This window comes from Paenibacillus sp. Soil787 (assembly GCF_001429545.1).
In the GTDB taxonomy this organism is placed as follows: Bacteria; Bacillota; Bacilli; order Paenibacillales; family NBRC-103111; genus Paenibacillus_E.
The window spans coordinates 1-17630 of sequence record NZ_LMSP01000044.1; the positions used below are offsets into that span (position 1 = coordinate 1).

At 44.2% G+C, this 17630-nt stretch carries 17 protein-coding genes and 1 pseudogene; 14 read left to right on the plus strand and 4 right to left on the minus strand.

Annotated elements, in window-relative coordinates; genetic code table 11:
- The first annotated feature begins 1315 nt into the window (after positions 1-1315).
- From ASG93_RS35450 to ASG93_RS26260, 14 genes and pseudogenes are all read left to right on the plus strand, one after another.
- Positions 1316-1465 (plus strand): hypothetical protein, encoded by a 150-nt coding sequence (locus tag ASG93_RS35450; RefSeq protein ID WP_156411049.1) that lies wholly within the window; start codon positions 1316-1318, stop codon positions 1463-1465.
- A 35-nt stretch (positions 1466-1500) separates the two neighbouring features.
- Entirely contained in the window at positions 1501-2205 is a 705-nt protein-coding gene (locus ASG93_RS26200) for a hypothetical protein (protein ID WP_056836782.1), read from the plus strand.
- 464 nt (positions 2206-2669) lie between these two features.
- Entirely contained in the window at positions 2670-3557 is an 888-nt protein-coding gene (locus ASG93_RS26205) for an ATP-binding protein (RefSeq protein WP_056836784.1), read from the plus strand.
- A gap of 469 nt (positions 3558-4026) precedes the next feature.
- Positions 4027-5484 carry a nitric oxide reductase activation protein NorD gene (locus ASG93_RS26210; protein ID WP_235550971.1) on the plus strand — a complete coding sequence of 486 codons (1458 nt, stop codon included), beginning with the start codon at positions 4027-4029 and terminating at the stop codon, positions 5482-5484.
- A 150-nt stretch (positions 5485-5634) separates the two neighbouring features.
- Complete coding sequence (gene purT, locus ASG93_RS26215; RefSeq protein ID WP_056836786.1) at positions 5635-6813, plus strand: formate-dependent phosphoribosylglycinamide formyltransferase; 1179 nt, start codon at positions 5635-5637, stop codon at positions 6811-6813.
- A 43-nt stretch (positions 6814-6856) separates the two neighbouring features.
- Positions 6857-7339 carry an acyl-CoA thioesterase gene (locus ASG93_RS26220; protein ID WP_056836788.1) on the plus strand — a complete coding sequence of 161 codons (483 nt, stop codon included), beginning with the start codon at positions 6857-6859 and terminating at the stop codon, positions 7337-7339.
- Between the two features lie 70 nt (positions 7340-7409).
- The gene (locus ASG93_RS26225; RefSeq protein ID WP_156411050.1) at positions 7410-7898 is read left to right on the plus strand and encodes a DinB family protein; all 489 of its coding nucleotides are present in this window, start codon (positions 7410-7412) and stop codon (positions 7896-7898) included.
- 230 nt (positions 7899-8128) lie between these two features.
- Positions 8129-8761 carry a class I SAM-dependent methyltransferase gene (locus ASG93_RS26230; protein WP_056836792.1) on the plus strand — a complete coding sequence of 211 codons (633 nt, stop codon included), beginning with the start codon at positions 8129-8131 and terminating at the stop codon, positions 8759-8761.
- A gap of 73 nt (positions 8762-8834) precedes the next feature.
- A partial coding sequence (locus ASG93_RS37295) for a helix-turn-helix domain-containing protein (RefSeq protein ID WP_414858889.1) occupies positions 8835-9048 on the plus strand: 214 nt, incomplete at its 3' end.
- A gap of 1 nt (position 9049) precedes the next feature.
- Positions 9050-9881: pseudogene (locus tag ASG93_RS37300) on the plus strand (RNA-guided endonuclease InsQ/TnpB family protein); the annotation flags it as partial.
- Between the two features lie 405 nt (positions 9882-10286).
- On the plus strand, positions 10287-10733 hold the full coding sequence (locus ASG93_RS26245; protein ID WP_056836799.1) for an NUDIX hydrolase: 447 nt from the start codon (positions 10287-10289) through the stop codon (positions 10731-10733).
- A gap of 78 nt (positions 10734-10811) precedes the next feature.
- A complete protein-coding gene (locus ASG93_RS26250) occupies positions 10812-11690 on the plus strand; it encodes a class I SAM-dependent methyltransferase (protein ID WP_056836801.1) in 879 nt (292 codons plus the stop codon).
- 58 nt (positions 11691-11748) lie between these two features.
- Positions 11749-12540 carry a sugar phosphate isomerase/epimerase family protein gene (locus tag ASG93_RS26255; protein WP_056836803.1) on the plus strand — a complete coding sequence of 264 codons (792 nt, stop codon included), beginning with the start codon at positions 11749-11751 and terminating at the stop codon, positions 12538-12540.
- A 106-nt stretch (positions 12541-12646) separates the two neighbouring features.
- Entirely contained in the window at positions 12647-13441 is a 795-nt protein-coding gene (locus ASG93_RS26260) for a TIGR00266 family protein (protein WP_056836805.1), read from the plus strand.
- Between the two features lie 78 nt (positions 13442-13519).
- Here the strand turns inward: ASG93_RS26260 and ASG93_RS26265 are convergent, their stop codons facing one another.
- The 4 genes from ASG93_RS26265 to cysT are packed head-to-tail and all read right to left on the minus strand — an operon-like array spanning position 13520 to position 17377.
- Positions 13520-14632, minus strand: a complete 1113-nt coding sequence (locus ASG93_RS26265) for a sulfate ABC transporter substrate-binding protein (protein ID WP_056836806.1) — start codon at positions 14630-14632, stop codon at positions 13520-13522.
- A 35-nt stretch (positions 14633-14667) separates the two neighbouring features.
- Positions 14668-15753 carry an ABC transporter ATP-binding protein gene (locus ASG93_RS26270; protein ID WP_056836808.1) on the minus strand — a complete coding sequence of 362 codons (1086 nt, stop codon included), beginning with the start codon at positions 15751-15753 and terminating at the stop codon, positions 14668-14670.
- Between the two features lie 14 nt (positions 15754-15767).
- Complete coding sequence (locus tag ASG93_RS26275) at positions 15768-16574, minus strand: sulfate ABC transporter permease subunit (protein ID WP_056836810.1); 807 nt, start codon at positions 16572-16574, stop codon at positions 15768-15770.
- Positions 16571-17377 carry a sulfate ABC transporter permease subunit CysT gene (gene cysT / locus ASG93_RS26280; protein WP_235550972.1) on the minus strand — a complete coding sequence of 269 codons (807 nt, stop codon included), beginning with the start codon at positions 17375-17377 and terminating at the stop codon, positions 16571-16573. Before cysT ends, ASG93_RS26275 begins: the two co-directional genes overlap by 4 nt.
- Positions 17378-17630: the final 253 nt, after the last annotated feature.

The following is a 17630-nucleotide window of genomic DNA, read 5'->3' on the forward strand; positions in this document are numbered from 1 at the left end:
AGCGATGACTTGCATATCCTCGACGAAAAGCGAGAGGGAACTACGATTCGCTATTTATCAATTTTGCTGCCTTTTTGGTGAGCAGAGGGAACGTCGATTCGCTAATATGTCTCTTTTGGCTGAAATGCTGCTCTTGGAGGGGAAATAAGTGATTGTAGTTCCGTCTAGGCAGCTAAACAGGATAATTTAGCTTAAATAGCGCACCGAGGTTCCCTTCAGCAGGAGCGATGACTTGCATATCCTCGACGAAAAGCGAGAGGGAACTACGATTCGCTATTTATCAATTTTGCTGCCTTTTTGGTGAGCAGAGGGAACGTCGATTCGCTAATATGTCTCTTTTGGCTGAAATGCTGCTCTTGAAAGGGGAAATAAGTGATTGTAGTTNACCGCCTGTAAAGAAGAACGCTTGACAGGCTCACTTTGGTGATGCCGAAATAAGGAACTCCGTGCTAGGAGTTGCAGGTTTCGTTCATATCAGCGCACTGACGTTCCCTTTCAGCAGGAGCGATGACTTGCATATCCTCGACGAAAAGCGAGAGGGAACTACGATTCGCTATTTATCAATTTTGCTGCCTTTTTGGTGAGCAGAGGGAACGTCGATCAGCTATTTTGCCTCTTTTGGCTGAAATGCTGCTCTTGGAGGGGAAATAAGTGATTGTAGTTCCGTCTAGGCAGCTAAACAGGCTGATTTAGCATAAATAGCGCACTGACGTTCCATTCTCAGTAACAAATAGGAGTCTTTTGGGACTCTTATTCCGCCTCTTTAGCCACTTTTTGTGGAAATAGGAGCTTCTAGAGACTCTTAACGTTTAAGTGAAGTGTGGATTCGGGAGAAATATCGTCGGATAAGACCTTATGGAGCTAATCTCACTATAAAAGCCCGAATTTCCTACAAGGCCCCTTAAACATNAAGTGAAGTGTGGATTCGGGAGAAATATCGTCGGATAAGACCTTATGGAGCTAATCTCACTATAAAAGCCCGAATTTCCTACAAGGCCCCTTAAACATCGTACAAGCTATTGACATTCAAACCAATTAAAGATTTCAGAAAGGGATTTATCCGTTTAAATGCCCTGATTGTAATGCTTAAACAGAGAATAACGTGATATCTTGGCACCTAATGGATATCAAACATTGTACGGAGTTTGCAAGCTTTGGCCAAATATACACAACATAGACGTAATTTGCGCTGCATCAACCTTTAGAAACACGATTGACTAAGGCCAGCGTAAGCTGGTTATTTTGTTTAGTAAAAATCAGGATAATTGTCCATATTAACACTAATAGCTTTTGCTTAGGAGAGGGGGGAGAAATCATGGATACAGAGACATATCGTTTTGCTAACTTTGGCACACGTGAAGATTTGCTGGAAGATTTGCGCAGACTCGAATCCCGCATGAAGGATGAGCTGGGGTATGAGGTCGCCCTAATTGCTTACACGCAAGAAGATGTTGAGAGTAAGTAAAGCAAAGTTTGAGCTATTAGAAGGGGGGGGTCTATATGAATAAAACGATCTTCAAAATCGTGGTGACCGCACTACTCGTCGGTCTTTCAGCAGGCTGCACAGCAGCGAGTCCCAAAAATCAAGCAGGCGCAAGCTCTTCCAACCCGAGTGCTGGCAGTTGGGATACAGGATTAAGAAACAATGAAAATCCTTCGATGGGTGCAAAGAGTGTCAATCAATCACCGCAACCAACAATTCTGCAACCTACGATCGATAATGTGAAAGCACATATCAACACGCATTTGAAGTTGAATCGGGATTTAGCGGATCAAATTATTCAAGCGGCGCACCTAGGATCTACAGCGGTTGCCGTAACCGATAACAATATTTATGTTGCAGTTGATATGGGGGGCATGCAAGCGATGGGCGCCGATGATGGCGTTAAAATGTTAAGTAAACATAACGACCCGGAAAACGAAGCAGGCTTGTTCGGCTCGGGGGTAGGCTCACAGATGGATTGGCTATCGGCCAAACCGATTCCAGCGGAAAGTGCCAATGCCATTCGACATTTGTTAACTCGGATTTATCCGGAAACGAATATTTTCATCTCGTCGAATCCACATTTTGTGAATCGGATGATGTACTATGACACGCAACAGCGAAATAATAAACGAATGGATACGTATTTGAATGAATTTAACACGATGGTCCAATATGTGTTCCCAACCTATTCCTCGGGGCAAAGAAACGTCTTACCTTAAGAATGCTTAAAAAAGCAAAATGAGTAACTTTTCCTAAATTGCGCTCCCTCAGCTGTTTGCTGGGGGTTTTGTCGTATATCTTTGCGTTCTTAAAATGTTTAATCACTTCTAAAAAAGGAGTACGACGGTGTTAACACATTCCGAATATCTGAATGCTTGTCACGCGTCTAATTAGGATGAATGAGTAATCGGTATAAGGTCCGTGCTTATTGCAGTTCGCGAGAGTGTGATTATGTTCATAAGGATGATGTCATCCAAGCGATTAACTTTGAAACCGCATACGGTTTGGCGCTGTATTATAATGATTCTCCTTCCAAACCGAGTTGTCCGAAATGCGGAGAATCAATGGCTTTTTATTCTCACTCGATTATTGACGAACCGTGGCTGCCCTGAAAAGCTTGACAATCTAAGCTTCCCTGATAAATAGTAAGAGGACAAGGGATCAGGAAAGGACCACCAAAGTCATGATGACAGATACTTTACCACAAGAAATACGCGAGCATATAAAGCAGAATAAACAGCAAAGACACACAGAGCATACGGCAGTAGAACGTAAACTTATTGGAACTGCAGCTTTCGAAGCCCCTAGTGAAGACATTTTAACGGATGCCCTGATCGCTCTCTATTTGGGCAAAAATGTCTTGTTGAAGGGTCCAACAGGGTCGGGAAAGACGAAGCTGGCTGAGCATGTTTCAGCATTCTTTGATCAGCCCATGCATGCCGTAAACTGTTCAACGGATCTCGATGCGGAAGCCTTGCTAGGATTCAAAACGCTAACACACGATGAGCAGGGTCGTACTCAGATCGCCTTTATTCCCGGTCCAATCATGAAAGCCATGACGAAGGGGCATTTTCTATACATAGACGAAATTAATATGGCTAAGCCGGAAACGTTGCCATTGATAAACGGTGTTTTGGATCATCGTAGATCGATTACAAACCCTTTTACAGGGGATGTCGTTACAGCACATCCGGATTTCCGAGTTATTGCAGCGATTAACGAAGGCTATATTGGCACAGTGCCTCTCAATGAAGCTTTGAAAAACCGATTTGTAACGATTGATGTCCCCTATTTGCAAGGAGAGACACTATTTCAACTGCTAAAGAGCAAATCTGTTTTACGGGATGAAAAGCAGTTAAGAACATTCGTACAGTTATCTGCCGATTTACTATCCTTAATTGAAATGGGGCAGCTGCCCGATGAAGCTGGTTCGATTCGAGCTTTACTGGATGCTTGCGATTTGACGGCCTATATTCCTCCCATGCGCGCAGTTTCGCGAGCGATCGCGGATAAGTTGGAGGATGAAAGGGAGCGTGCAGCCGTGATGAATGCGGCCGAGACGTTATTCTAAGCCAATGTTTGTAGGAAAGCTAAGCTTACTAGAGGATAAAATCGATGCGATGCTGCAAATGCAGCTTGTAGATTTGGCCCGGATGTTCACGAAATGCAAAGAACTTGAGGTGGAAGCAGCGTTCCATGCTGACTATGAGGAAGCTTCAGCTCGAATAACCGTGAGTCAGTTTTGGCGGGATTATCCTCCGGTTGATAAAGCAGCAGGAATGAAGAGTGATGTTTATCTCCGCGGTATCGGCAGTGCTTGGTTCACAGGGGCTGACGCGGTAAAGTCATATCTACACTTTTGCCAGAGTGCGAGCCTCCCGAAGCTGGCTAATTCGCTCTTTGCACTATGTGAGGATATGCGGTTAGAGCGTATTTGTCGAACTCGCAGACCAGGAACTGCCCGTGTATTCGCACATAGGCATCGGATATTGAGGGTCTATTTTCATCATAAGCTGAGGACACACATAAGCAAAGGCGAGTTGGCAGATGCTGTTCTTTTATTGGTGTATGGTTGGTTTACTGGTTTGGAATGGCATGCAAGCGTGGAGGATGCTGGTGCTGGACTTTCTGGCCGGTTAGCCCAGTTGTATCCGATTATGGAGCAGATTGAGGAAGCTGAACATACAGCAGAGGTTGCTGCTTGCTGCGAGGCGATGACGGACTCGCTGTCTTATTGGCTAGACAGAGATGCGACAGCTGCTTATTTCTGGATGCAGCAGGGCAGCGGAGCGGCGGAGCCGCTGCCTGCAGGGTATAAGGGCGAGCTGAAGCGCGCGAAGCGGCTCGCCAATGATGATGTGCTCCCCGAACATGAGGGGGAGCGTCAATTACCGGGCCAGGAGCGCATGCCGACCTGGCACCGCGAGAGCAGCGACCGCAGCCCGGGGCTGCTGCGGTTCGAGCTGGAGCGCGGCTCGCGCACAGCCGCGCAGGGGTCTGCGCCCCGCGAGGGCGACGCGGCCGACCAGGCGCTCGCCGTCGCCCAAGGGCGCTCGGTGCGCGCTAAGCGCACTGGCGCCGCCTCCGGCGAGCGGCGCGAGGGTGCTGCCGTACCCGCCGCCGCGGGGCACGGAGAGGGCGCAGTCGCCGCGTATGCGACGGCGACGTGGCTGGCGCCTGAACTGCCGACTGCTGCGCAGGAGGCCGGGTACAGGCGCCTAAGCGAGCGCGCAGCGCCGCTCGCGAAGCCCTTGCAGCGTGCCATCCGGCGCACGCTGGAGCAGAAGCGGATCGCCCCGCATGGCGATCGGTTGTTCGGGCGGCTCGACAAGCGGCTAACGCGAGCCGTGACGCAAGAGATGCCGCGCCTCTTCTATAAGAAGCGCGCGCCGGTACCCCAACTTGACGCGGCGTTCGCGCTGCTCGTCGACTGCTCGGCGTCCATGTATGACAAAATGGACGAAACCAAGCTCGGTCTCGTGCTCTTCCACGAGACCCTTCGATCCTTAAGAATCCCTCACGAAATCGTGGGATTCTGGGAGGACGCGGACCGCGTCACGGAGCAGGAAGCGCCGAACCTGTTCCAGGTTGCGGTCAACTTCGGCTCCTCCTTAGCGTCCGGAAGCGGCGCGGCTCTGCTTCAGCTTGAGCCGCAGCAGGACAATCGCGACGGCTTCGCGATTCGCCGCATGACGGAGCGGCTGCTGCGGCGCACAGAACGCCAGCGCATCCTCTTGGTGTTCTCGGATGGCGAGCCTTCGGCAGCCAATTACAATGATGTCGGTATCCTCGACACCTATGAAGCCGTGCTGCACGCTCGGCGTCAAGGGATTGAGGTCATCAGCATTTTTCTGGCCAGTGGAACTGTCCACGAAACGGAGCGGATTGCTATGCGCAACATGTATGGGCGCAGCAGCATTGTCGTCCCCAATGTGCAGGATCTCGCTGAACAGTTGGTGCCTATTTTGCGCAAACTTCTGCTCAAATCTATCTTTTAATGTCGAAATCCTTTACAATAGATCAGGGTATTTTTATATGTATGGCAGCAGATTGCCCTGCATATCTCCATTATCGTTTTCTTTACTTACATATACACGTTAAACCATTTATTAGCTTATTTCCACATCATATAAGGGGGATTTCATTTCATGTACGGAGCACCATTATCGAACAAAGCCAAGAAAATTATGCTGCTTGGATCCGGGGAGCTTGGGAAGGAAGTTGTTATCGAAGCGCAGCGCCTAGGGATTGAAACAATTGCCGTGGACCGTTACGCGAATGCACCAGCTATGCAAGTAGCACACCGCAGCCATGTCATTAATATGCTTGATGGGGAGCAGCTTAGAGCTGTGATTGAGCAAGAGCGACCGGATCTTATCGTACCGGAAATTGAAGCTATCGCTACGCCTGTTCTTGTGGAGCTTGAGAAGGAGGGCTATCGTGTCATTCCTACGGCTACAGCATCTCGTTTAACGATGGATCGCGAGGGGATTCGCCGCCTTGCTTCGGAAACACTAGAGCTGCGGACAGCGAAGTATGCTTTTGCAAATAGCCTAGAAGAATTGCATGCTGCCGTTGCGGAGATTGGTACACCATGTGTCATTAAGCCGATCATGAGCTCCTCGGGTAAAGGTCAAAGTGTATGCCGCACACCTGAAAATGTGGAACAATCGTGGAACATCGCTATGGAAGGCGGCCGCGCGAAAAACGCTCGTGTAATTGTGGAAGAATTCATTCATTTTGAGTCTGAAATTACGTTGTTGACGGTTCGTTCAGTTTCAGGAACTACGTACTGTGAGCCGATTGGCCATATTCAAAAGGATGGCGATTACATCGAATCCTGGCAGCCTCATGCAATGACAGAGCAGCAAATTTCGGATGCCCAGCACATGGCCAAAACTATTACGGACGCACTTGGAGGTTTCGGTCTTTATGGGGTTGAGCTGTTCCTGACCAAGGAAGGCGTATATTTCAGTGAAGTTTCGCCGCGGCCGCATGATACAGGCATGGTCACGATGGCAACTCAGGATTTGAGCGAATTCGCCCTGCATGCTAGAGCGATTCTGGGGCTTCCTATCACTGGAATTCGTCTATTGACGCCAGGTGCTAGCTACACCCTCAAAGCAGACCGCGAACAAGTCGAATATACGATCAGCGGGTTAGAGCAAGCTTTATCCGTACCCAACACACAGGTTCGCGTCTTTGGTAAGCCGGAGACGAAAGTGGGACGCCGCATGGCTGTTGCGCTGAGCAGTGCAGATACGGTAGAGGAAGCACGAAGCCTTGCGAAACAAGCAGCTGGCCTGCTTAAGTTAAACTACGAATAAAATTAGATTACCCAAGTCAAGTCATCATCAGGAGGCAAGCATAATGGAGGCTAAACCAGCAAGACTCTCCCGAACCGTGTTGACAGAAATCATTTTGCCGGCAGACACGAATTATCACAATACCGTGTTTGGCGGCCGCGTGATGCAATATATAGATAAGGTTGCAACGATAGCCTCGATGCGCCATTCGCGCAGAGGTGTCGTGACAGCATCTAGCGATAGCTTAGACTTCTTCGCCCCTGTCAAGCTAGGTGAGGCTATTCAGTTGGAGGCATTTGTAACGTGGACGCATCGAAGTTCGATGGAGGTTTATGTGAAAATCGAGTCGGAGAACCTTCTAACAGGCGAAAAAAAGCACACTGCGACGGCCTACCTAACCTTCGTAGCGCTAGATGATAACGGACAACCGTGTCCGGTGCCGGAAATCATCCCTGAAACTGATGAAGAAAAACGCCTGTTCGAAACAGCCGAAACGCGATTTGCAGCGCGCAAGCTGCGCAAAGAAGAACGTAATTTGAACATGTAGTTTTTTAATAGAAAGAAATCGATCCTGCCGATAGTATGGTATAATATGCCATAAACAATGATTTGAAGGAGTGAGGACGATAGAACACTATTTGTTCAAACAGCTGGCTTTCGTGAGGGGCCAAACCTTAAAATTGATGGATGGCGTTACCGAGGAAACAGCCGACCGAATCCCAGATGGCTTTCGAAATACGATCCGTTGGCAGCTTGGGCACGTTTATGTCGTGCTTGAACGGTTCGCATTTCAGTATTTGGGTCTTCCGCTTCGTTTGCCAGAAGGGTTCAAGGAGCAATTTGAGTATGGTACTACGCCTTTAAATTGGCCCGATTCTGCTGCCGTTCCGACCTTGCCAGAGTTGGAGAACTTGCTGAAAGATCAGCAAGAGCGGATACGTGATGTGCTTGGTCTTCGCATGCAGGAGAAGATTGTTCCACCTTATACAACTTCAGCCGGAATGACCTTGGAAACGCCAGAGCAGTTTCTTAGTTTTAATTTGTACCATGAAGGCATGCATTTAAGTATCATTAAACTTTATAAAATAATATTACGAGATTCATAGTCAAAGTAATAGTTGAAGAGCGCATGTTGCTTAAGTGACGTGCGCTTTTTTGCGCACATTTTTTGTTTTCGGGACAGATACTCCATTGGGGTTCTGCCCCTTTTTGTTTTGCTCTTCGTATGAAATAGAGGGATATTTTGGAATTTATTGAATTAAAGAAAGGAGTGTTTATTTCTTTGAACGAAAGAGTTTCGTCTGTCTATTAAAAACTTATGAAGGAGTAGATATACATGGATAACGTGATTAATTATTATAATAGATTTGACGAATGGGGCCGTCTTGATAGAGAGCCTATTGAATTTATAGTTAACTGGCACCATATACGGGGTTTGCTGCCGCTAAAAGGGCACATTTTAGATAATGGAGCTGGACCGGGCAAATACTCAGTTGAATTAGCGAAATGTGGTTATGATGTTACACTAACGGATCTTACCCCGAGATTAGTGGAAATAGCTGGTGAGAAGGCAGTTGAGATGAATGTAGAGGGATTTTTCAAAGGTTTCCATATTGCTGACGCAAGAAATTTGAACATTTTCAATGATGAGAAATTTGATGCATCTTTGATGTTGGGGCCTTTATATCATTTACAGACACCAGCGTATCGGGATTCTGCCGTACAAGAATTGCATCGAGTTACGAAGCGGGATGGTATTGTATTTGTCGCATTTATGACAAGGATACGGCATCTTACGACTTCCTTATTATTCCCTCAATACTGGAAACCGAATGATAACATAGAGGATATCAACTCATTTTTAGGGCATGCGGATGAGAATCCTTCCCATTTTAATGGGGGAGATGAAAGTCCGCTTTGCCCGATATCCCTTTGTGGGATGGCAAGGGCAAAAAAATGCCTATTCTAACAATACTCTTCCTCTCCTCTTTAAATAAGAACATTTGTTTGGTATAATGGAATCAAATGGAAGGAGACGGCTAATGCAAAGAACCTATAAATTCCGCTTGTATCCAACCAAGGAAGAGCAAGAAAACATTCATTTCGTACTGCAACGTTGCCGTCTCCTCTATAATCGATTGCTCGAAGAACGAATCGCTGCCTATAAGCAAACTGGGCTAAGCTTAACCTACTACGAGCAGAAGGCGACGTTGCCAGTGAGAAAACAGTATATACCCGAGCTCAAAAATGTCCATTNCGCGGAATATTTTCGATTCCGCGTCAAAAACGGTGAGAAAGCAGGCTTTCCGAGATTCAAGCCTGAAAGTCAGTATAGCTCCTTTACCTACCCGCAAAGCGGATTTTCCATAGAGGGAAAGCATCTTCAGCTTTCCAAGATCGGCAATGTGCGCATACGACTTCATCGGGAACCGCAAGGAACGATTAAGACGTGTACCATCATGGTCAAGAATGGCAAATATTACGCTTGTTTTTCTTGTGAAGTCGAAAGCAAATACCTTTCAGCGTCAGAAAAGCAGATAGGCATTGACCTTGGTGTGTCACAGCTTGCGGTAACATCAGACGGTGATCGTATACGATCACCGAAATTTCTTCGTAAAAGCGAAAAAAAGTTGAAACGAAAGCAGCGTGCGGTCTCGAAGAAAAAGCGCGGTTCAAACCGCAGACGCAAAGCTGTAGGCGAACTAGCCAGACTTCATGAAAAGGTAGCGAATCAGCGTAAGGATTATGCCCATAAAGAGTCGCGAAAGCTAGTAAATGAGTATGGACTCATTGCCTTCGAGGACTTGAACATACGAGGGATGGTCAAGAACCATCATCTTGCAAAAAGCATTGCAGATAGCGGATGGAAGCAACTTGTTCAATTCGTGACGTACAAGGCTGAAAGCGCTGGTCGTCAGGTTATGCAAGTGAATCCCTATCAAACATCACAAAGATGCTCTAATTGTTATGAAATCGTCAAAAAATCACTTACTGTTCGTGTCCATCAATGTTCTTGCGGATACAGGGCAGATCGGGACGAAAATGCAGCCATTAACATATTGAAACTAGCTTTACAAAAAATATCGTAGCCATACAAGTCCAATCAGGCTAGGAATTAGCCTTCAAGGAGAGACGAGGTTACAAGTCTCGATGATTTGAGAAGCTATCCAATTCATTGGAGAGAGGTTCACAAAGCGGTATATTTAATCATACGGACGAAGGAAGATTCACAGGGGCGTATTATTTTAACATAGAAGACATTAATCCTTACATGGAATCTCAAGGTTTTGAGACACTTAAATTGATTGGGTCATCAAGTATAGCTGGTTCATTTAAATCAGAGCAATTTGACTATTGGCGTTCTCGTGGCGATGAAGAATTTCAAGAGGTAATGAATTTGATTTACAAAGAATCTGAGAATCCTCACATATTAGGAGTGTCTTCACATTTACTATACATCGGCCGAAGGAAAAACTGAAAGGAGTGAAATAACTATGGGCTACATAATGGATTTAAGAAAGATCGTTGGAACAAGACCATTAATTATGGCCGGTGCTTGTGTTGTTGTTATTCATAATAACTCCATTTTATTTGAGAAAAGAACTGATAATGGCATGTGGGGATTGCCCGGAGGATCCTTAGAGCCAGGGGAAACAATGGAACAGGTAGCGAGAAGAGAGTTATTTGAAGAAACCGGTTTACAAGCCAAGGAGCTTGAATTATTAGATGTATTTTCAGGCCAGGAACTGTATTACAAATATCCACATGGTGATGAGGTCTATAACGTAGTGGCTGCTTTTTTATGTAAAGAATTTGATGGAGTTATCAATCAAGATGAGACAGAAGTAGCAGAAATTAAATTTTTTGAAATAGGTGAGATACCTGACAATATTAGCCCTCCAGATAGACCAATCATAAATACTTTTTTTAAAAGATTGTAAAATTAGAGAAAAAAATTAACAGCTTTAACGACTAGGAGCCAAAAATCACCTTACTTCATGTATAGAAGGAGCCCTACAATGTCCGAATATTACTGGGATAACAAGATTGAATATTTAAGAAATACTCGAGGGCTGTATTACAATGATGATTATTTAGAATTCTTAGTGAAGACGGTTTGGAAGATCGTAAAACCGGTGAACATCATTGATTATGGATGTGGTTTTGGATATTTGGGGCTTAAACTGTTACCGCTTTTGCCCGAAGGATCAACCTATACGGGAATTGACAAGGGTAATGAACTTATTAATACAGCGAGGGAAGTCTTTCAAAATCAACCGTATCCATCCGAATTTTACGTAAGTGATATTGAAGAAGTTACAATTGACAGAAAGTATGACATAGCTATGTGCCATGCTTTTTTATTACATATGACTGATTCGAAGAAAGTACTTCAGAAGATGATTGATTGTGTTTTAGATGATGGAATGGTCATTTGTTTTGAACCCCATTGGATTGCTAACATGTCAAACTACTGCCTTGATGAACTGGAGCAATCTAAAGTGATTAAATTGGGTATTTTGCAGAAATTGTACGAGGGAGATTTTTATCATAAGGGTAAGGACGGAAATATAGGTATCAAATTACCTATTTATCTCAGTCAATTAGGTTTGAAGAACGTTGAGTGTAGAGTAAGTGATAAGGTTAATTTCTTGGATCAGAATATGGACTTGCTAAATAAGCAAAGTCTTTATAACTCTTTGAGGGAAGAGGGATTAGGGGAACTACCTGGAGAGAAAGAGGAGTTTCTTCATAATATAGTGAATCGTGGATTAATGCTTAATGATGCTATGGATCAATATGAAGCTGAATTACTATTTTCAAAGGAATTCGATAATGAATCCTACTTAACCTATGCACCAAACATGAAAATTACATTTGGCACTCTAAGGAGATAGAGGAGGAGTTAATATCATGATCAGAAATATATTCGTAAGAAAAAGGAGGTAGTCCATAATGAAACTAGGAATGCCAACTTTAATAGAATTTAAAACACTTAAACAGAATGTCGATCTATGTAAAGAATTAGGTCTTGATTTCATTGAACTAAATATGAATCTTCCGATATGTCTACCCGAGAATTTAAGTCATCAGGAAATAAGGCATATTAAGCAAGAATATGGCATCGAATTTACTGTTCATTTACCAGAAGAAATTGATTTATCATCGTTTCATCCTTCAATAAGAATGGGACATTTACAGAGATGTAAAGAAACAATTGAATGGGCAAGCTTGTCAGGGATACAAACTCTGAATATGCATTTAAATAATGGCATTTACTTTACGTTGCCCCATGAGCGAATGTGGATTAATGAACAATACGAATCAGAATTTCATAAATTACTCTTTGAATCATTTTCACAACTCTATCAGCTTGCTAATTCTCTAAATGTTGTTTTGTCGATAGAGAATACATGTAACTTTCATGTTCCATTCATCAGCAGGGCTCTCAAAATGTTAACAAAGTTCGAAAATTTTCGCCTTACATGGGATGTAGGGCACGATGCAAAAGTTAACTTTAAGGAAGAGGTTGTATTCCGTGAATTTTCTGATCGGATTAAGCATATGCATCTTCATGATTGCAATGATAAATCAGACCATCAGCCCCTATATAGCGGTAATGTTCCGATTAATGATCGACTTCTTTTTGCTGAAAAATATGACTTGTCTGTTGTGATTGAAGTAAAGACAAGTGCATCTTTACGAGAATCAGTAGACCAAATAAAGGGAAATTATAAGAGTATTTAAACATTCAATCCTGAAACCAACCCTCAGATACATCGTATAACATCTAAAATGGCTTAACTTATGTTGCGAATTTCCTTACGGAAAACAAATAGGAGGTAAGAAAGTAATGAACGCTCATGAGATTGACTATCGTATTTTAGGAAATGAAATGCAGTATGTGGAAATCGAGTTGGATCCGGGAGAAAGTGTCGTAGCTGAAGCCGGTAGTATGATGATGATGGATCAAAATATCCAGATGGAGACTGTCTTTGGAGACGGAAGCAGTGATAATAAAGGGTTCATGGGCAAGCTGCTAGGAGCTGGTAAACGGTTGTTAACAGGTGAAAGCTTGTTCATGACGGTTTTTACGAATCATAACTCATACGGGAAAGAACAGGTGAATTTTGCTGCACCTTATCCGGGGAAAATCTTAGCGATGGATTTGCAAGATCTAGGTGGTAAGTTGATTTGTCAAAAAGATTCCTTCCTATGTGCAGCGAAAGGTGTCTCGGTAGGTATTGCTTTTCAGCGTAAGCTAGGGGCTGGTTTCTTCGGTGGTGAAGGCTTTATCATGCAGAAGATTGAAGGCGATGGTTTAGCTTTTGTTCATGCGGGTGGTTCCATCTGTGAACGTGTCCTTCGTCCAGGAGAAATAATTCGAGTAGACACGGGTTGTCTCGTAGCTATGACACAAGAGGTTGATTATGATATTGAGATGGTCAAAGGCGTGAAAACGGCGTTATTCGGCGGTGAAGGCTTATTCTTCGCAACGTTACGCGGACCTGGGCGCGTTTGGATACAATCCTTGCCATTCAGTAGGCTGGCGGACCGTATGGCTTCAGCATCGAGAGCGGGAGGAAGGAAAGAAGAGGGAAGCATCTTAGGCGGTATTGGTAATTTACTTGATGGAGATGGAAGATAAGGATTGCACTCATAACGTATAACATAAAAGAAAGCCCGGAAGCGACATGGATATTCGCACCGGGCTTTGCCTATGTTCTTACTTGGTTCCACCTTCGGCAAGGATGGTTTCCCAGATAGCGCCTTTGCCATAAAGCTCTTTGTTCACTTTATCCCAGCCGCCAAGGTATTCAATGTTGAATAATCCGGCAGGCGTTGTATAGTTTTTCTCGTATTGCTTGGCAACCTCGGGAAGAACGGAACGGAAGCCTTTTTCTGCGAATACGGTTTGTGCTTCAGGTGTATATAAGAAATCTAGGAACGCTTGCGCTACTTCACGATTACCATGTTTGTCTACGTATTTATCAATCAAGGCAACGGGATTTTCAATGGACGTTGTGTATTGTGGAATGACTTCGACATACTTTTTGCCGGATTGAATACGAGCCAGAAGCTCATTCTCATAAGTGACGATCGCATCGCCAACACCTTTATCGAAGGTAGTAAGGGAATCTGCTCCGCTTTTATCCAATACTTTAATGTTTTTGTATACTTTGCTTACGAGATCTTTTGCTGCAGCAGGGTCCTTTTTACCTGCAGCTTCGGAAGCTTTCAAGCCTGCGCCGTAGATGGCATTAATATCCCATTTGGCTCCGCCTGAAGTGCTCGGATTAGGAATCAGAACTTCTACACCCGGTTTCGTCAAATCAGCCCAGTCTTTAATTCCTTTCGGATTGCCTTCACGAACACCAATTGCAGCAATTGAAGCTGTGATATTTCCCTTGTAAGGATTGTTTTTCCAATCGTGCGTAATTAAACCCTTCTCGGCGATTTTTTGAATATCACCTTCCAAAGACAATGGAGCGATGTCAGCCTCAAAACCTTGGATAATGGCAGTAGCTTGCGCACCAGAAGCCACATAGGATTCTTTGAATTCAACAGTTTGACCTGTTTTCTTTTTCCATTGATCTTTAAATTTTGGAATAATGAGATCGAAGGATTCTTTTACAACCGAATAAGCTCCAAGTGTAATTATTACTTTGCCTCCTTCAGCCTTTGGAGCAGCACTTGCCGCGGTAGTTGCAGCAGCCGTTGAAGCAGCAGATGGAGAAGGTGAGCTTGCAGATTTAGTGCCCGTGCCGCAGGCTGTAAGGGCAATACTTGCGGTGAATAGTGTTGCTGTGATTAGGCCAAGCGTTTTGAAATTTTTCATGGTTTACAACTCCCCTTCTAATGTATACACAGTTTTTATATAAAAACAGGCAGCGGATCTTTTTTAGCCTGATTCTCAATCAATTTATTGTCCGTTTTCGTAAACACGGAGATGTGATGAATGAGTATATTTACTTCATCGCCAGGTTTATAAATCTTTTCCTTCACAGACTGATAAGCGAATAGCTTGATAGCCCCTGTATCAATTTCCAAATACCAGGAATCCCCTCGGAAATGAGCATGCGTTACTTTCCCTTTTTCTCCAGCAGTAGCGAGATGAGCAACATCATGGTTGCGAACTTCAATGGATTCTGGCCGAATCATCACGTTAACGTCTGGAAGCCACTGACCATCCTTCTGTAATTCTTCCAAGTAAGGAAACCCGATTAGTGGGGTATATTGCGAAATAATATTAGATTCTCCAATGAACGAGGCTACAAAAGAGGAAGCAGGCTTCGTATAAATCTCCCAAGGGCTTCCTTGCTGCTCAATTTTTCCGCCTTGGACAAGAATGATTTCGTCCGCAACTTCGATGGCTTCATCCTGATCATGAGTAACGAATAGGGTTGTTACTTTAAACTCATCGATGAGGTTTCTCAGCCAAACTCGCAGCTCTTTACGAATTTTGGCATCAATGGCAGCAAAAGGTTCATCAAGCAAGAGCAGTTGAGGTTCGGGTGCCAATGCTCTTGCGAAGGCAACCCGTTGGCGTTGACCGCCAGAGAGCTGATGAGGGTACTTACGTTCACTACCGGCAAGCCCCATCAAACCTAAAAGGTAAGTAACGCGATCATCAATGAAGTCCTTAGGCTTTTTCAGAACCTTCAAGCCATAGGCCACATTTTCAAACACGGTCATATGCTTGAAGAGCGCATAGCTTTGAAACACGAAGCCAATTCCTCTTTCTTGAACCGGAAGATGCGTCGCTAGTTTCCCGTCGAAGTAAATATCGCCAGAAGTGGGGCTTTCTAATCCCGACAACATGCGAAGAATGGACGTCTTTCCGCCTCCGCTTGGCCCGATCAAACCGACCAGATGACCTTTCGTAATGCTGAAATTGACGTCCTTGATGGCATGAAACTGCCCGAAATGTTTATTTAGGTTTTTGACTTCGATATGCATGCTGGGGCTCCTCCTTAATGGCTTCTCAATTGTTCACTTCTTCTTTTCAACCACTCAAGTGCTAATAAAATAGAAATCGATATGAGGCCTAAGACGAAAGCAACGCTGTTCGCTGCTACAAGGTGGAATTGTTCGGCATCTTGATAAACAAGGGTTGTCGCTGTTTGTGTTTGATTAATGATATTTCCGGATACAACTAGGATTGATCCAAATTCACCAAGTGCTCTTGCGATCGTTAAGATAAGACCATACAGCACGCCCCAACGAATACCGGGCCATGTAATTTGAATGAATGTACGCCAGGCACCAGCTCCTAGAGTAGCAGAAGCTTCTTCCGACTGAGTACCAATTTCTTCAAGTAAAGGCACCACTTCACGTACCATCAATGGAAATGTAATGAACATCGTTGCTAAGACCATGCCGGGCACTGCATAGACAATTTTCATATTATGATCTTCCATGAAGGTGCCAAATGCGGTGTTTGGACCAAAGATCAAAATAACCATTAAACCGACAATGATAGGAGATACAGCAAATGGTAAATCAATAAGTGCATTGATGACAGGCTTCAACCACCGAGAGATCCAGGAACCTCTGACAATTTCTAAGGAAACGTAAATGCCGACAATCGCATTAAGAATGGTTACAATCACTACGATAATTAAAGAAATTTTCATGGCATGCAGAGCTTCAGGTCTTACAAGAGCGTCGAAAAAAGCTTGCGGGCCTTCTTCAAAAGCACCAAAAGTAATACCAAGAAAAGGCAGCATAATAAGTAAGAAAATAACGATAAATGAAATACTGATCAATACGTTTCTCATGCTAGGCGCCCCTTTCCGCGTGTCAGTACATTGATGATCCAGAGAATAAGGACGGACAATGTAAGAAGCACGAGAGAGATAGCGGCTGCGCCCTCAGGGTTAAAGTTCTGTGTTTCACCATATATATAGACCGATGCGACCATCGTTTTACCAGGCAAATTGCCTGATATGAGGGAGATAGCTCCAAATTCGGCAAGTGAGCGAGAAAAGGCGAGCATGCTGCCGGCTATGATACCTGGGAATATGGCTGGGAACACGATTCTACAGAAGGTGTAAAATCTTCCCGCACCAAGTGTAAAGCTGGCTTGTTCTTCTGCTGGATCGATTTGTTCAAGCAAGGGTTGAACAGTTCGAATAACAAAAGGGAAGGTGACAAATACAAGGCCGATCACTATAGCCGTTTGATTATAAAGCAGCTTAATTCCCACATGGTCGAGCCAGACACCTAGTGGACTAGAAGGTCCTAATAGGGTTAGGAACATTAAACCAGCTACGGAAGTCGGAAGCGAGAAGGGGAGATCTACCATACTGTTTAAAATGCTTTTGCCGCGGAAGGTATAGCGGATGAGGACATAAGCAATGATGGTACCTACAATCGCTTGAATGATGGTTGAGACAACGCTGAGCTTAATGGTTAACAGAATGGACTTCCAGGCTAATGGTCCTGTAACCTCTTTCCAAAATGGATCCCATCCTAATGAAAATCCTTTCAAATAGATGGAACCAATTGGGATGACAAGAAGTACTATCAAATAGCCGATAAGCACAGATCGAACCGTAGCTTTAAAAACCTTATTTCTCACATTACACCACCTAATGTCATTAATCATATCTTTTTACTCGGAATAATAAAATGACTATACCAACGGATGGTCCGATTTGTCAATATGTCTAGACTCATTTTTATGCATGAAAGATGAAATATTTTTCTAACAAGTAAATTCACAAGGAATATGGCATGATTTGCACGATTAAAATACAGTTTTTGCACACGATTTTCTGATGTTAAAAGACAAGCTTATTAATGAAGGAATATTTCAAAAGAAATAAACGTTG

Bases quoted from the DNA above. Each gene is read 5' to 3' on its own strand.
- ASG93_RS26265 (WP_056836806.1), bottom strand. From the start codon at position 14,632: ATGAAAAATTTCAAAACGCTTGGCCTAATCACAGCAACACTATTCACC.
- ASG93_RS26205 (WP_056836784.1), top strand. From the start codon at position 2,670: ATGATGACAGATACTTTACCACAAGAAATACGCGAGCATATAAAGCAG.
- ASG93_RS26245 (WP_056836799.1), top strand. From the start codon at position 10,287: ATGGGCTACATAATGGATTTAAGAAAGATCGTTGGAACAAGACCATTA.
- ASG93_RS26250 (WP_056836801.1), top strand. From the start codon at position 10,812: ATGTCCGAATATTACTGGGATAACAAGATTGAATATTTAAGAAATACT.
- ASG93_RS26220 (WP_056836788.1), top strand. From the start codon at position 6,857: ATGGAGGCTAAACCAGCAAGACTCTCCCGAACCGTGTTGACAGAAATC.
- purT (WP_056836786.1), top strand. From the start codon at position 5,635: ATGTACGGAGCACCATTATCGAACAAAGCCAAGAAAATTATGCTGCTT.
- ASG93_RS26200 (WP_056836782.1), top strand. From the start codon at position 1,501: ATGAATAAAACGATCTTCAAAATCGTGGTGACCGCACTACTCGTCGGT.
- ASG93_RS26255 (WP_056836803.1), top strand. From the start codon at position 11,749: ATGAAACTAGGAATGCCAACTTTAATAGAATTTAAAACACTTAAACAG.
- ASG93_RS26260 (WP_056836805.1), top strand. From the start codon at position 12,647: ATGAACGCTCATGAGATTGACTATCGTATTTTAGGAAATGAAATGCAG.
- ASG93_RS26270 (WP_056836808.1), bottom strand. From the start codon at position 15,753: ATGCATATCGAAGTCAAAAACCTAAATAAACATTTCGGGCAGTTTCAT.
- ASG93_RS26230 (WP_056836792.1), top strand. From the start codon at position 8,129: ATGGATAACGTGATTAATTATTATAATAGATTTGACGAATGGGGCCGT.
- ASG93_RS35450 (WP_156411049.1), top strand. From the start codon at position 1,316: ATGGATACAGAGACATATCGTTTTGCTAACTTTGGCACACGTGAAGAT.
- ASG93_RS26275 (WP_056836810.1), bottom strand. From the start codon at position 16,574: ATGAGAAACGTATTGATCAGTATTTCATTTATCGTTATTTTCTTACTT.